14 protein-coding genes are annotated in these 14,059 nt (G+C 35.9%); 5 read left to right on the forward strand and 9 right to left on the reverse strand.

Annotation, left to right across the window (positions count from 1 at the left end; genetic code table 11):
• The first annotated feature begins 236 nt into the window (after positions 1-236).
• Positions 237-935 (forward strand): hypothetical protein, encoded by a 699-nt coding sequence (locus IGI50_RS20325; RefSeq protein WP_438778331.1) that lies wholly within the window; start codon positions 237-239, stop codon positions 933-935.
• 148 nt (positions 936-1,083) lie between these two features.
• On the opposite strand, the gene IGI50_RS20330 is transcribed toward IGI50_RS20325, so the two are convergent.
• The 5 genes from IGI50_RS20330 to IGI50_RS20350 all read right to left on the reverse strand — a co-directional run bounded on the left by IGI50_RS20330 (position 1,084) and on the right by IGI50_RS20350 (position 4,963).
• Complete coding sequence (locus IGI50_RS20330) at positions 1,084-1,698, reverse strand: CPBP family intramembrane glutamic endopeptidase (RefSeq protein WP_438778332.1); 615 nt, start codon at positions 1,696-1,698, stop codon at positions 1,084-1,086.
• 14 nt (positions 1,699-1,712) lie between these two features.
• The gene (locus IGI50_RS20335) at positions 1,713-2,024 is read right to left on the reverse strand and encodes a heavy metal-binding domain-containing protein (protein WP_438778333.1); all 312 of its coding nucleotides are present in this window, start codon (positions 2,022-2,024) and stop codon (positions 1,713-1,715) included.
• A gap of 1,189 nt (positions 2,025-3,213) precedes the next feature.
• Positions 3,214-3,900: a nucleotidyl transferase AbiEii/AbiGii toxin family protein gene (locus IGI50_RS20340; RefSeq protein WP_438778334.1), complete on the reverse strand. Its 687-nt coding sequence runs from the start codon at positions 3,898-3,900 to the stop codon at positions 3,214-3,216.
• Positions 3,885-4,097: a hypothetical protein gene (locus IGI50_RS20345; protein ID WP_218257386.1), complete on the reverse strand. Its 213-nt coding sequence runs from the start codon at positions 4,095-4,097 to the stop codon at positions 3,885-3,887. Before IGI50_RS20345 ends, IGI50_RS20340 begins: the two co-directional genes overlap by 16 nt.
• Positions 4,094-4,963 (reverse strand): type IV toxin-antitoxin system AbiEi family antitoxin domain-containing protein, encoded by an 870-nt coding sequence (locus IGI50_RS20350; protein WP_438778335.1) that lies wholly within the window; start codon positions 4,961-4,963, stop codon positions 4,094-4,096. Before IGI50_RS20350 ends, IGI50_RS20345 begins: the two co-directional genes overlap by 4 nt.
• 141 nt (positions 4,964-5,104) lie before the next feature.
• Between IGI50_RS20350 and IGI50_RS20355 the strand changes: the two genes are divergently transcribed.
• The 3 genes from IGI50_RS20355 (at position 5,105) to IGI50_RS20365 (ending at position 6,942) form a co-directional block, all read left to right on the forward strand.
• Positions 5,105-5,443, forward strand: coding sequence for a hypothetical protein (locus IGI50_RS20355; RefSeq protein WP_028020614.1), 339 nt, complete (start codon positions 5,105-5,107; stop codon positions 5,441-5,443).
• 927 nt (positions 5,444-6,370) lie between these two features.
• On the forward strand, positions 6,371-6,601 hold the full coding sequence (gene mazE / locus IGI50_RS20360; protein ID WP_438778336.1) for a type II toxin-antitoxin system PemI/MazE family antitoxin: 231 nt from the start codon (positions 6,371-6,373) through the stop codon (positions 6,599-6,601).
• Entirely contained in the window at positions 6,601-6,942 is a 342-nt protein-coding gene (locus IGI50_RS20365) for a type II toxin-antitoxin system PemK/MazF family toxin (protein ID WP_438778337.1), read from the forward strand. Before mazE ends, IGI50_RS20365 begins: the two co-directional genes overlap by 1 nt.
• Positions 6,943-7,076: 134 nt before the next feature.
• Here IGI50_RS20365 and IGI50_RS20370 read toward each other — a convergent pair whose 3' ends face one another.
• Positions 7,077-7,274: a CPBP family glutamic-type intramembrane protease gene (locus IGI50_RS20370; protein WP_143142301.1), complete on the reverse strand. Its 198-nt coding sequence runs from the start codon at positions 7,272-7,274 to the stop codon at positions 7,077-7,079.
• A 929-nt stretch (positions 7,275-8,203) separates the two neighbouring features.
• Complete coding sequence (locus IGI50_RS20375) at positions 8,204-8,629, reverse strand: MarR family winged helix-turn-helix transcriptional regulator (RefSeq protein ID WP_438778338.1); 426 nt, start codon at positions 8,627-8,629, stop codon at positions 8,204-8,206.
• Between the two features lie 105 nt (positions 8,630-8,734).
• Here IGI50_RS20375 and IGI50_RS20380 point away from each other — a divergent pair, with 105 nt between their 5' ends.
• A complete protein-coding gene (locus tag IGI50_RS20380; RefSeq protein ID WP_218257417.1) occupies positions 8,735-9,733 on the forward strand; it encodes a YhdH/YhfP family quinone oxidoreductase in 999 nt (332 codons plus the stop codon).
• A gap of 615 nt (positions 9,734-10,348) precedes the next feature.
• Here IGI50_RS20380 and IGI50_RS20385 read toward each other — a convergent pair.
• Both IGI50_RS20385 and IGI50_RS20390 read right to left on the reverse strand, forming a co-directional pair.
• Positions 10,349-11,764, reverse strand: coding sequence for a Cna B-type domain-containing protein (locus tag IGI50_RS20385; RefSeq protein ID WP_438778339.1), 1,416 nt, complete (start codon positions 11,762-11,764; stop codon positions 10,349-10,351).
• A gap of 72 nt (positions 11,765-11,836) precedes the next feature.
• Positions 11,837-13,204: a hypothetical protein gene (locus tag IGI50_RS20390; protein ID WP_438778340.1), complete on the reverse strand. Its 1,368-nt coding sequence runs from the start codon at positions 13,202-13,204 to the stop codon at positions 11,837-11,839.
• Positions 13,205-14,059: the final 855 nt, after the last annotated feature.

Here is a 14,059-nt window from a genome sequence, read left to right on the forward strand (position 1 = left end):
GTATTTTTTTATCACTACATCCTACCCAAACAATAACACCATTATAAATGACTTCCCCACATTTATTAATGTTTTATTTCATAAATAAAACGCTATTATTCTATTCTTTTAAATTAATTCGTTTAATTATATACAACAAAGCCCCTTTCATTGCATTATTTTTTGATTTTATTTGAAAAATTTGATTCCTCATTTTCGGCTATACTATAGACATTAAAGATTGAGGAGTGATGCACATGTCAAATGAAACGTTAACTGGGAAAATTTTGTACAACAAACGGATGTCTGAAGATTGGTTGGAGGTAATGGAGGATGCGCCTGCTTTTGATCGTTTTGATTTGAAAGCGATCTCAGCGTTAGTGATCGCGCCTTGTGAGTTGGGGACGCTGATCGTTCGTGAAGAGGAACGTTCTTTTTGTGAGAGTAACCCCTTAACGACTCTTCGTGAATTTTATCGTACTCATCGCTTATTTGATTATTCCATGACGCGGCGGTGTTTTTCGTTGATGGATGGCTTTTCTTCCTATAAAGCCCCTTTTGTGAATTGGCACTATGCCTTGTGCCCTTTGGAGCAGCCGGAGAATGGTACGTGGGTGAATCCATTGGCTGTCTATGAGGTACAGACGGTTCAGGGCGTCTGTTTTGCGGAATTAACCAATGGTCTGGTGTTGGAGCTGCCGATTCAGCGACGCAGCTTTCTGGAACAATCAGAAAAGGCGCTGTACACTCTTGGGTATTTGCGGAGAGAATACACCCTCACCTTGAAATATGATGGTGTGCCATTGGACTATCTGTCTCTGCCGAATACTCCATTTCTAAATACTTTACGAGAGCGGCCATTGTTGCAGGTGTGGACAACGAAACGCGGGGTGTTCCAACAGAGGTATCTTAGTGAAGTCCTACAGCATAAAGAGAATAGCCTTGCCATTAAATAAAGGCTTCTAAAATAAATGACACCTTTTTGAAAGGATAATTAACGAGCATTCACACTACTCTTCATTCAGTGGAGAGTAGTCTTTTTTCAAACAAAATACCCCATCATCGCTGGGATGATAGGGCTCTAAATAGTTGTAGAATTTTTTTCTATTTCAAGGCCACAGGAATCATGCTCAATAGATCAAATAGATAGTGGCAGATCCAAGAAACCCAAACAGAATTCGATCGCTTCCATACGAAGTTAAGAACTAGGCGAATCGGCATCAAGGTCAATAATAATTGAAGCGGATGGAAACCATATGCCGTAGTATGCCAAAAAGCAAACAGGATAGACACGATAACAGACGCGACCTTAAAGGACAGTCCTTTGTTTTCTAACGCGATCAGCAAATTCGTAGAAAGTAGTTCTTCTCCCATCAGCATGAATGGCACTTGGGTAAAGATCATCATCATAGAAAGTGTCGAATCTATCGTGTTCGTGGTTGGTTTTCCTGCAATGGCATGAAAGATAATTCCAAATACGATCCCAGTCACCATCGTCAACGGAACGCCGTACAATAAGACTTTGAATTTGAAATGCTTGAACTGCTGCAGGAACTGTTCCTTGAAAAAGACAAAGCCGATAAGTCCCGCAAATACCATATTAAACAAAAAACCAACTGATTGGATCAGCTTGATTATTGGTGAAAGAAACACAAGTGCGACAAGAATCGTGAGTCCAATCGCCAGATTTGCTCTTTTTTGACTATCCATCGTCTCCATTTTTTTCTCCCCCTTTAGACATACTTCACTGCTGTACCGTAAGCAGCGACGGTCTGCATATCTGTCCCAATCGAACCTGAGTCAAAGCGCATCATTACTATAGCATCCGCGCCTAATTGCTCCGCGTTCTCTATGAGTCGTTTGATCGCAAACTCCCGCGCTTCCTCCAGCATCTCCGTATAGGCCTTAATCTCCCCACCGACGACATTTTTCAGGCTTGCGCCAATATTTTTAAACACGTTTTTGGATTGTGTTGTTAGTCCGAACACCTCACCGATAATTTCATAGTTTTGACCTGGAATGGTTTCTGTCGTTGTCACTAGCATATGCGTAATCCCCCTTTATCATTTATTCTTACCGCTTAAAATAAATCCGAATTGTTTCTATACGTTCTTATTTATTAAAGACAGTATAGTATGAAGCAGGTGAAACACCGTGCATATATGCTCAGGCCGTTTTTGAGGATGTTGCAGATTTGTTGATGGTTCTTGCTTTTTGTCACTGTATTTCTTTTTTTCTGTAGGAGGAAATATTTTTGAAGAGACGTTCTTAGATGGTTGTATTGGTAGGTTGATGTACTATGAGATCATGGCTTCTCCATGGATATTTTCAGAGTAAAGAAAAGCCTTCCTGTTAGCTCTTTGGTGTTTCTAGATATGATTTTTGTCTTAAGGGGATTTACTGTATTAGAAATAGAAACATATTTTCAAAATAAAAATGGCTTGAACTAGTTTCATATCAGACCGTCATTATCTAATTTTTTTGATGTTAGCTTCATAGCGCTTTAAAAGATTACGGATTCTTTTTTCGTTCTCTCTCTTACTTTTCAGAAAAGTTACTGCTGATTGCCCCATCAGAACAACTGATTTTTCTCTTCTGATTACTTCCTTATCAAACACTTCCTCTCTACTTTTGACTCTACATGATTTCTAAACAATTCCGAGAATTCCGAAATTTCTTATTAAAATCCAAAATATTCGAATGGATTAACAAGTAAATCAACTTTCGTAGGAATAAAGCTGAATGTCTCTGATATGCCGAAGAAGATCAACTACCCAAAAGAGTAGTTGATCTTCAACTGTTTTTTCTTCTAAGAGAGTTCTAAGACCATCTCCTAGAAGAAAAGCTATAATATATATCCTGGATCTGTGTCAATAAAGTGGACTCATTTATTGAGAGTTTTTTTTGAAACCAATCCACTCTCGAGTTGTTTCATGATTTCAGACAATCGTCAAACCAAAACCGTTTGACCCTTCTCTGAAACCACGAAAAGAGATTCTCGTAGATTCGTTCAAAAATTTTGCGTAGTTATTGCGCGTGCTGCCGAGCTAGATCTTCTGCCTGTTGTGGTGTTAGATAGCCAATTGCTCCATGTATTCCAAAGTTTCGAGTACCGTATTAAGCTTCGTGGTTTTAATTCTAATCCTCCCTCATTTTAAATAAAACAATTTTGGTTCAGTGGAATTTTAGACTTATTTGTTGGTGCGAATTAAGCCACGGTACGTTACCTTTGCATTATTCTTTTGTTTCGTTTCTATATTTTTGTAAGGCAATTATATACTCAATGAGTTCATCTATTATTTCGCCCCAAGAAAGTGATTGAGCATATTCTCTATTAGTAATATAGTTTTGCCACAAGCCTTTTTTGAAATTCTGATTGTCTTTAAGTTCATTTACCAAGTATAGCCAATCCTCAAAATCTGCATCTTCAATTTGGTCATGTCGGAAAATCCATGTTTTATTGAACGCTTCATACAGATTTTCTAATGAAGGTTTGTTGGGATCGTTAAGAAGTAAGTGAATGTCATAGAAATCTTTCATACGTGTGTTTTGAATCCCAAGTGCAAAGATTGTTTCGACTTTCTCAGCTAACACAGTTTCAATAGGATAAGAATATATAGTGATTCGCTCATTCTCTCCTTTTTGTTCTTTAAAGGTCAAATTGAAGGTAAGCACTTTAGGTTCCGGCGTAACAACGTCCCCTACACCTAAATCCAAATCAAAAGCGATTTTTGCTGTACTATTGAGGTGCTGCATAGTTAACTTTGCTCGAAATCCAGTATACTTTCTTTCATGTTGTGAATCGCTAAAGTTCCCAAGTTCGAATGAAACGTCATCGTTTAAATCTATAGTTATTATTTCTTCCAACATTGATTTTACAGATTCTCTATCCGCAGCGATGTCCTTTACAAGTGCATCCAAATCTTTGGTCGTTCTATTTCGATTTTATAAATTGTTCCAAGTAGGAATCCACCTTTTAGAATCAATTTATCTTTGTATGGACTGGCTTGCACTCTTAACAAAAAGCGCTCAGTAGCATAGCGAATCCGTAATTCTTCTGCACTGGCTATACTACCTTTTTTAGCTTTAATTAAGTCTCTTAGTCGATCCGAATTCATTTTATTTCACCTCGAGATCTCAAAAGAGTTAAACATTCGTCTAGTCTTTTTTTTACACCTTGCTCATCAGCTATGCGGCGCAGTCTAAGTTCCTTACTTTGGGGATTATTCATATATCTTTTTACAGCATCAAACATAACCTCAGCTTCAGTGTACGAAGAAGTTTTTAGAATGTCAGCGATTGTTCGTTCAGGAGTGGTAACTCTTACTTGATTTCCAAAAGTAGTCTCAAAAGTTTCTATTTCAGAAGCCTTTATCTCATTATTTCTTGCTATATGAATCGAATCGTTTCCTGAGTAATGGACGATTACTCTAACTTTGTTATGAAAAGTACTTGGTGCCTTTGATACAGTCAGATGAGGGCTTTCTCCATCCCACACAAATAATTGGTTAAGGTTGTAGGTCTTCGGTAAACTCATGATTGTAGTTTTAGGAATGACATCTGTTAAATCATGGAAATATAAAGCAGTTTCGTGTGAAATTACGGCTTTTGAATATTGTTGTTGAAAAATGTAGACTCCATCTAAAGCATTTTTGGGTGAAATATATACACTTCCTCCATACATGGATTGAAATCCATACTTAGATAGAAAAAGTTTGGCTTTGTAATGTGTTAGTCCAACGGTGCCCAATCTTTTTTTGATAATAATTCCCTTTGAATCGACGACTAATTTCAAGAAGGTAAATTCGTCAGTATCTTCAGCAGGAAGCTCATCAAAATCAATATAGCGGCTCAATCGATCGCCCAGCGTAAGTTGTTCTAAAAATTCTTGTACATCTTTTAAGGCTTCAGGGTTCATTTCTTTTACTGTATCTAAAAGCCTATTAATTTCTTCTGAGTGATCGAGATTACTTCTGTTAGTCATAGACTCCCCTCTTTCCTCTAACTAGATGATTTCCGTACTATATATTTAATCGTTTGAAAAATTGGGAAATACCTCTATTTATTTTAACACAAAACTACAATTAGTTGTGAATATATAGTTAGTGATTTAAAAGTTTAATTATTGTTCTTCAATTTTTGTCGCTTTTATTTTGTCGAAGTTGATGAACACCAGACTTTTACGTATTTTTACAAGAAAATCGGATCACCCATTCCAGATCCAGCCTATAATAAACTGATGGAAGATATTGAATCTGGAGAATTTGAACCAACATTGGTTCAAATTATAGGAGTGGGAGTAGTTGGAGTCGCCGCACTAGCGCTAGTTTTCTTTGCTGCTGACGTCATAGCTTTTGTTGGAACAATAATTGTAGGGATTACAGGTGCTGTTGTCACAGTTTCCGAAGCATTATTGGTAATAGGTAAATCAATAATGGGAATTTTTGCTCAAATAGTGGGATAATTAAATGGAGTCGCCTTTGTTGAAATTAGGCGGCTCCCTTTTTTTAGACTGAGAAGATATATGTAAAAGCTATGATCAAGAATAGTATCACAAATAAAATACCATTGATGTATTTCAAATACACTTTTCTTATGTAGCCTTTTTCTGACTCATTAATTTCAATCAGAACATTCTGTTTTTTTACTTTAGTAACGATATAGTTTTCCTTTATTAGAGTATAGGTATAAATAAACTTTTTATAACTAATTAGAAATCCGATGATGGCTAGAATAAATGAAATATAGCTGAATAAATAGTATCCTCTTAAAGCAAAGAAACTCATGGGGATTATTAACAATATGGCTACCATGGCAAAAATATTTGTCAGATTAGTATATCTTTTGTATTTAACTAGCCTATGATCATTAGATATAAAATTCGGTATTGCTTTACTATTGTCTAATTTCCCTTCAATTAATTTGGATTTTGATCGTAGGAATTTGTCATTTTTAACTCTATAAATCATAATAATTATGTATGAAAAACCAAAAAATATTGACGCAATATAAAAAAGCAAAATGCTCTCTCCTCTGCTAATTCGTTCTGTAAATTAAGTATATATCATCTAATGAATAAGCATACATCTACACTCTTGAATGGACTTGAGTCAAGATCTTGGACACATTTTTGTAGAGTCGATTACAACATTTTTCTTTTTCATTTTTATCTTCAGTGCTATAAACAAGGGTAAAAACTTCCATCTTTAACACACTACTTTTAAATTTTTAGCTACGGTATGGAATAGCAGCTTTTTTTTTTGACAAAAAATTTAACTACAGGTATAAAGCGAACATAAATTTTGATGTGGGGTTATGAACATATATACGAACGTTCAACATTTGTATAAGATAGTTTGCATTGTATAATTGAAGTAAAGGGGGTGATACTATGTTGACTACAAAATCTAGATTACAGGGAAGTTCAGTTGTAATTACTTTGCCGTCGGATAACGGAAAGATGCCTCCAAAGAACCAAGAATATATAGTTGTTTATTCTGAGGATGGAACAATTACGTTAGTTCCTAAAATTGAAGATCCATTTAGTGATGGAGAAGAAGCAGAGTATTATGAAAAAGATGAATGGAAGGATTTGTCTCCTGAAGGGAGAGAACTCTTGTAATGACTGAAAAAATTAACTACATACCTAAAAAAGGTGACATTGTTTGGATCGATTTCGATCCGTCAGCAGGAAAAGAAATTCAAAAAAGACGCCCTGGACTAGTTGTATCTAGATATGACTTTAATCGCAGAACACTGTTTGCAGTCATTTGCCCAATCACTTCTACTGTAAAAAATATACCCACACGATATTCTTTGCTTGAGGAATTAGATACAAAAGGACAAGTAATAATCTCTCAATTGAAATCATTAGACTTCAAAGTGAGAAAACTGAAAAAAATTGAAAACTTACCGATACAAGATATGGCAAAAATTGATCAAATAATCGAGTATATCTTTTAAACATAGTAATGAATGCCTTTTTCTGTAGGCGTCCATTACTATGTTTTTGTCTCTGACCTAAAGCAAATAAATCTCATTTCGCATCCTATCTTTCATACGCGGAATTACAACGAAAAAGTATATAGAATAGATGGTTATATTCGCTGTTGAGAGCAAAGATGCAAAATTATGAAACTCACTATTACACCAATTATAGGAAAATCTTTTATCCAATCATCTATAATAGCTCCCCGAAAAAGTATTTCTTCCATGATTGGAGCAGCAATCGCCATCATTCGAACATTTATTATTGGGCTTTCTTGACCACAACGATCTATCATTCGCTGTCGCATTCCCCTTAGTTTTCTAATATTCACTTATCTTCTATAAGCAAGCATTCGAAATATGTGCAAAATTTCTTTTAGTGAGAAACCCTTTGTAAAAACGAATAAACCCTAGATTTTTGATAAAATAGACTTATAAAACAAATCGGGGTGGTCGATACGTGTAAAAAATCTATAGTAGCGCTGTCACTAATTCTTTCTGTATTTGCCTTAGCAAGTTGTACAGCGGATAAGGAAAAAATTACTGAACAATCCGAAACCATTTCTTCGTTGCAAAGCCAAAATAGTTCATTAAAGAAAGAACTTTCAGATCTTAGGGAAATTAAAAGAGGTGAAACGGTTGAATTATCTGGAATCGTTCGAGTGGGAAAGACGATATCGGCAGGGTATTACAATATAGAATCGAAAAGCGATAAGGAAGACAGATTTTTTTTCTATAAAGACAAAGAAGCTTTTGAAAAAAATGAGTCAAAAAATGAATTGCTAATCCCTGATTCGAGTGGACAAAAGACAAATATGCGGTACAACTATAAACTGGAGGAAGGGAATATACTAGAAATTCTAGACCCTTTATTTTTTTCCAGAACGGGATAAAGTGCAGGCTAGTCTGGTAAGGTGAAATTGAATTCTACCGAAAACGATCGTTATTTATGGTGTGGTGTTCCCTCAGCTCTATGGATCGTAACCTTATGAACAATAGAAACCACTATTATAATGCTTAAAATGCAACTTATAATAGTGGTTTCTACTTCCGCTATGATTAGTCTTTGTTTACTGCTCTAAACTCAGCATATCCTTCATAGTACTAGCATTAGTTCTCTTGAAGAAAGTATCATGATCATCAATTTAGTCTGTTAAGGCTAGTTTTAGTAATTCGTTAATTAGAGACCTGTTCTCTTATCACTGGATCATTCTAATCTGAGGTGCGACGTATGAACTTACTTAATCTCAGAATGAATGAGCTTAGTCAATAGTTGCTTCAATAACTCTGCGTCTTCTGGAGAAAAATCTTTGAGGACCTGTTGATTCATTTTCTCGGTTGCCCCTTCAATCACCTCTCTCAGGTCATCGGCTTTTTTCGTAGTACTTACAAATATAACTCGTCTATTGTCAGGATCAACGTCCCTATCGATAAGTTCTAATTTCTGCATTTTATCGAGAAGACCGGATATTGTGGGGGCTTCTAGATAAAGTTTTTTTCCTATTTCTTTAGGTGTCATTTTACCGTTAGGAGCGGACCAAATGCAGGTTAAAATCCCTGCCTGCGCAGAGGTAATCCCTTGTTCTTCTAACAATTTACTATAATATTTGAAAACTTTATGTTGAGAGACACTCAATAAAAAGTTCATACAATTTTCTACCATCTTAAATCCCTCCATCAATCGTTGACAGAACCATAATATCATGATAAGTTCTCCTTGGAAATATTTTTGTTACAAAACTATTTTGTTGAAGAAAGGAATTTAAACATGGATACATTTAAAGCATTGGTAGTAAGGGAGAACGAGGAAGAAATCAGTTATCAAGTAGAAGATCAAACAAAAGAGGATATGTTGGACGCTGGGGAAGTTCTGATAAAAGTTGCCTATTCTTCCGTCAATTACAAAGACATGTTAGCCGTACAAAAAAATGGAGGCGTCATCCGCAACTATCCTATGATTCCCGGTATTGATTTAAGCGGAACAATTGAAGCGTCCACGGACCCGAATTATTCTATAGGACAGCAAGTTTTAGTCACTGGATATGATATGGGGATGACACATACTGGCGGGTTCGCTGAATATGCGAGAGTTCCTTCTTCTTGGGTCGTACGATTACCCGAAGATTTATCGATGAAAGAAGCAATGATCTTTGGGACTGCTGGCCTAACCGCTGCTCTTTCTGTCTATGAGTTAGAAAAAAATGGTATGACACCTTCTCTTGATCAAGCCATTTTAGTAACTGGAGCCACAGGCGGTGTGGGTAGTATTGCACTACAAATTTTATCTAAAGCTGGATACAAAAATATCACTGCACTGGTTAGAAAAGAAAATCAGATCAACGTCGCAAAACAATTAGGTGCACATACGGTGATTCTTTTAAGTGACTTTGAATTCACTAAAAAGCCACTGGCTAAACAAACCTTTCATTACATTTTGGATACTGTGGGTGGAGATTTGGTATCAAGTTTACTGCCTTATGTTTATTATCAAGGAAGTGTTTCCTTATGTGGTAATGCTGGCGGGATTAAGTTAACTACAACTGTTCTCCCCTTCATCTTACGTGGAATTAATCTTATTGGTATTGATTCAGTGAACATTTCTCAAGAATACAGACAAATGATTTGGTCTAAATTGGCTCAAGAATGGAAAATAACTGATACTACACTATTTACGGCTATTTCATTAGATGAACTTCCTAATACTATTCACTTGTTAAAAGAAGGAAAACATCTTGGTAGAACCATTGTAGATATCACAAAGAAATAATCCTAAAAGAATCAGATAGAAAATGAGAAGTTTTCATTTTCTATCTGAATAGATGAAGGCCTTCTTTCTATAGATGAAATAAAGGCTCGGATGAATGAAAAAATATAAACGACATCTATCTTCAAGTAGAACGAGATTTATCTGAAATTGTGTTTTATATACAAGAATTCGGCATCTATGTTAGCGATAGTACCAAATTTCTAGACAGAATCTATCTTGCTTTTGATTTTTTGCAAATAACACCATTGTTGGGCCAATCTTTAAAAATTAAAATTGATGTGCCAACAGATAGCCATGTTCCAGATTCAAAGGACGGAGACAAGCAATAATGGGTTGTCTTTTTTTTTGCTGATTTGTGAGTGTAATATGGATGCGATAATTTCCCAGCAAAAAAGCTTATAGCGTGTGAATCCTTTGTCTTCATGTAACCATTTTAAAGAAAAAAGTCCTATGAAAGAGATGATCCATTCTACCTCAGACATTTCCCGCACTTCTTATTTGATGAAATAAAAAACAGCCCAATCATCGCTAGCGATGATTGGGCTTCATAGTAATTATAAATAGACAGAGTTGGTGTGTGGATAGTTTCCAATGATGAGTTGGAGATTACATCCACTATTTATTGCGTCCTTTTTTTAGGATATATAACATCAGTAGTACAAGAATAATCCCACCAATGATGGTCCACCCACTTGTTTTTTGTTCTCCAGTCTTAGGATACGTCTTATTCGTTACTTCTGAGTTATTAGATTTTAAATGCTTTTTCCTAGGTGTATTCGGGTTTCCTGGCTTATTAGGTATAGTAGGTGATAATGTATTGGTAATTTTAATCTGATAATGATTATCCGCAATTTTTTCTAATTTTGAATAGGTTGTTTTATACCCATTAACAGTTACTTCGTCAATTTTGTAACGATCATCTATTGCCAAGTCTTTAAAAGTTCCTCTCCATTGGTCCTTCGCAGAAAGCTGAAGGGTAGCAACTTCACTATTTGCCGCGTTTTTATTCTTTCCTGGCAACGATAACTTAACTGTTATATCTTTTGGTAACTCTTTTCCCTTCGTATTTTTCCATTCTTTTATCACATCTATTTGCATCTTTGGTTTCTCAGGTGTAGGCGGTGTTACAGCAGTATTCGTGATGGTCAGCTGGTAATTTTGATCATCTACTTTTTCTAGATCTGAATAGGAAACATCATAACCAGAAACCTTTTTTTCTTTTACTTGGTACTTATCATTGACTGGTAGATCTTTAAAACTGCCCTTCCATTCATTTTTTTGAGTGAGAGTTAATGTAGCAATAGGTGTTTCCTTATCAGGTAACGTTAGTTCTACCACGATCTCCTTTGGTCGATTTTTATCATTGTTATCTTGCCATTTTTTCAGCACATGAATGGTCATTTTATTCTCTTTCGTAGGCGGTGTCAGTGCTATTGGTGAAATGGCTGATGGTAAATCAGGAATATCTTTCGTATCAAAAAGCGGTGTGTCCCATTGATTGAGATATTGCTGCGATTTGTTATCTTGAAATGGATATGCGGCAGTATTTAATCCTTTCACCGCTTCTGCATAATCCACTAGCTGGTCATGCTTACTGGTCAAACCATTTTGCAAAAATTGTTTATACAACTTCACGAAATCATTATAAAAATCAATTTTCTTTTGACTAGATAATCCGTCGATTACCTCTATTGATTCCCCTTTATACGAAGCATAGAGAGCATTCAGATCTTTCGTTAAATCTTCGTTCAGTGTTTTGATTACAGGATCATCCGCCGCTAAATCACCGGAAGCAGTCAAATTGGCGATACTCTGATTCAGGGTGCCTATATCAGCTTGTATTTCTGATTTCAGCATACCTGCAATTTTTTCATAGGTAGCCAGACGCTCTTGATAAGTTCCTTCTCCTTTATTGTAACCCGCGACAGCTTGATCTAAATCTGTACTTGCAATGGCTCTTTGAGCGCTGAATAACACCCCAAAGACAGCGAAAAGAGCGAGGAAAAAGGCAGAAGCTATTTTTCTTTTCATTTTATCTCCAACTTTCTTTATGAGTCGTGGCTTAGTAAAGGATTACTTACAGCTAATTTTTGGTATCACTTACTAGTTAGCCGGCGAACTAGGTTCGACACTACCACTAGGCGGATACTCTACACTAAAATCTGAAAGATAAGCAGCCACTGATAACTTTGGCAAGCCGCTAAAGTAAGTCTTTTCAGAGACTCGATTTGCGCCCATTGCCGCATCAAAGATTGGTTTATTATAAGTCGTTAACCCTGCATAGCCTTTCTGGGTAGGAGATACGGCTATCCCAGCAGAATCTGTCGCTCCAGCCGAATTGGTGATTTTTTGGAAGGTTGTGCTTGCTTTTCCAAGCGCGTCCCAATCAGTACCGTCTGCTAGTCCAAACTGTGCAGCTATCGTATTTCCACTGATATATTTTTCTACTGTTCCTAGTTTGTTTAAAAAGGTGCCATTTATTCCATTTGAAAGAGGTGTTCCAGGACTAACATCCATGGGCAATATTTCCGCTGTTTGACTCGTTTCTACCGGTTTATTAGAACTGGTGAGTGTTGCATTCTGATTACTTACTAAGTAATCATACCGTACTCTGTTAAATACAGCGTTTAGATCATTCATTGTTCGGCCAGAGATAACAACATAATCAAATGGATAGATGTTCCCAGTTAACAGATATTTCTCATTGACGGATACTTTCGAGTATTTTCGATTCAACGAATCAGCAGATTGATTCATTATAGCCGAATAGAGATCAAATGAAAGATCCCCTCCTTTTGCTGCATCAACATAATTCACTTTAAACGTGTAATTATTCGTTTCTTTATTGACTTGTACAGTGACTTCAGATGCACCAGATTCAACGATTTCTTGGATCATTGGGTTTTCTTTTTTATTTTTGTCATAGTATTCAGCTAAAGAAAGATTGTGGAGCGCACAATACTTTTCAATGACGTTCTTTGCTTTCGCGACAGATTCTGAACTGCGTAAGCCCGTCACCAAGACCGTTTTACCTTCTTCAATAGGAGTTACTTTCGATAAGCCCCCCTCTGCATTAAACTCTGCTATGTACGCTTTGAACGTACTAATATCGTCGCCCGTAGAAAAAAATTCATAAAAACCAGACATATCCAGCTTCACTGCTGATCCAAATATCAGCGCATTCGGATAGGTATCTGCTGGGATGGAACGTAAATATTCCGGTTTAATCTGGTAGTCATCAGTGGCTTGCTTTAAATCGAAAGATGCTTCCGTGGGATCAGATGACTCATCTTTGAGACGATAAACAGTTCTTCCTCCAAAATTGTCGCTGACTAATCTTCTATCACTAGCAACAAAATCTAGTGCCTGCTGAATCTGTGAAGATGTAGACTCTGCAGCACTCGTTTGTGAATTATAGAACAATATTGCGCAAAAAAAAGCAGCAATAATCTCTAACTTATAAATTTTCATGCTAACTCTCCTTTCGATAATGACAACTTTATTACTATTAATAGTTAACAAAATCTAACATCAAATCCTTTTATTTTCAAATAATTAGACCTTTTTCTTTTACAATAAAATAGGTGTCATTTTTCTGTTTTAGTTTAATGAATAATGACTAATTTATTCACAAATGATTTGAGTAACGTTTCGCAAAAGAAGATGGGAAATTTTCTTTGCTTGATTGATTATTTCAACCAAATTTTCCTCTCCAAACAAAAAAACTAATGACCTGTATCAGTCATTAGAGTTAATCTTGATCTTTAATATATCCTTTTTTCATAATAGTTACCCCAAAAAATTGATTGTGATGCCGTCAGGAAAATGACTTTACTCTATCAATTTTTTGAGTTTTTTTACTGCCACACTCGTAGCTTTCTGAAACCATTCGCAGAGCAAACGAGTTCTAATACATATTGATTTTTCATTGCAGGTGATTAATTAGAAACTATTTTTAGGCTCATCTTATAACCTGGTAGGTGTTGAAGTACCTGTGGTCTTCACCAATATTTCAGTAGCACCAAATATTACTAGTATCGTATGATAGGGTATGCTTTAACACTGTTTGCTCTTTTTTTCGTTGGCTATAAAACTATTTTAACTATCACTTTCCGTTTTTATAGTTGTTGGATCATCTGTAAAAGCGGAATTCACATTCTTATCTTTTTCAGATATCGTACATGTAAACAGAAAGAAGGAAATTGTCATCATATTCTAATTGGTATTTCTTTTTAACCTTTATCTTCTCTGTGTAACCACGCTACAACATAATAGCCTTTACCTAAAAACTAATTGTGGTAACCGCTATTTGCTTTAAGGTCGTTT

The organism is Enterococcus sp. DIV0170, assembly GCF_051710765.1.
Classification (GTDB): domain Bacteria; phylum Bacillota; class Bacilli; order Lactobacillales; family Enterococcaceae; genus Enterococcus_A; species Enterococcus_A raffinosus.

Coding starts and splice junctions, on each gene's coding strand:
- IGI50_RS20325 (WP_438778331.1), top strand. CDS start 237: ATGTCAAATGAAACGTTAACTGGGAAAATTTTGTACAACAAACGGATG.
- IGI50_RS20390 (WP_438778340.1), bottom strand. CDS start 13,204: ATGAAAATTTATAAGTTAGAGATTATTGCTGCTTTTTTTTGCGCAATA.
- IGI50_RS20335 (WP_438778333.1), bottom strand. CDS start 2,024: ATGCTAGTGACAACGACAGAAACCATTCCAGGTCAAAACTATGAAATT.
- IGI50_RS20345 (WP_218257386.1), bottom strand. CDS start 4,097: ATGAATTCGGATCGACTAAGAGACTTAATTAAAGCTAAAAAAGGTAGT.
- IGI50_RS20365 (WP_438778337.1), top strand. CDS start 6,601: ATGACTGAAAAAATTAACTACATACCTAAAAAAGGTGACATTGTTTGG.
- IGI50_RS20385 (WP_438778339.1), bottom strand. CDS start 11,764: ATGAAAAGAAAAATAGCTTCTGCCTTTTTCCTCGCTCTTTTCGCTGTC.
- mazE (WP_438778336.1), top strand. CDS start 6,371: ATGTTGACTACAAAATCTAGATTACAGGGAAGTTCAGTTGTAATTACT.
- IGI50_RS20370 (WP_143142301.1), bottom strand. CDS start 7,274: ATGCGACAGCGAATGATAGATCGTTGTGGTCAAGAAAGCCCAATAATA.
- IGI50_RS20375 (WP_438778338.1), bottom strand. CDS start 8,629: ATGGTAGAAAATTGTATGAACTTTTTATTGAGTGTCTCTCAACATAAA.
- IGI50_RS20330 (WP_438778332.1), bottom strand. CDS start 1,698: ATGGAGACGATGGATAGTCAAAAAAGAGCAAATCTGGCGATTGGACTC.
- IGI50_RS20380 (WP_218257417.1), top strand. CDS start 8,735: ATGGATACATTTAAAGCATTGGTAGTAAGGGAGAACGAGGAAGAAATC.
- IGI50_RS20350 (WP_438778335.1), bottom strand. CDS start 4,963: ATGACTAACAGAAGTAATCTCGATCACTCAGAAGAAATTAATAGGCTT.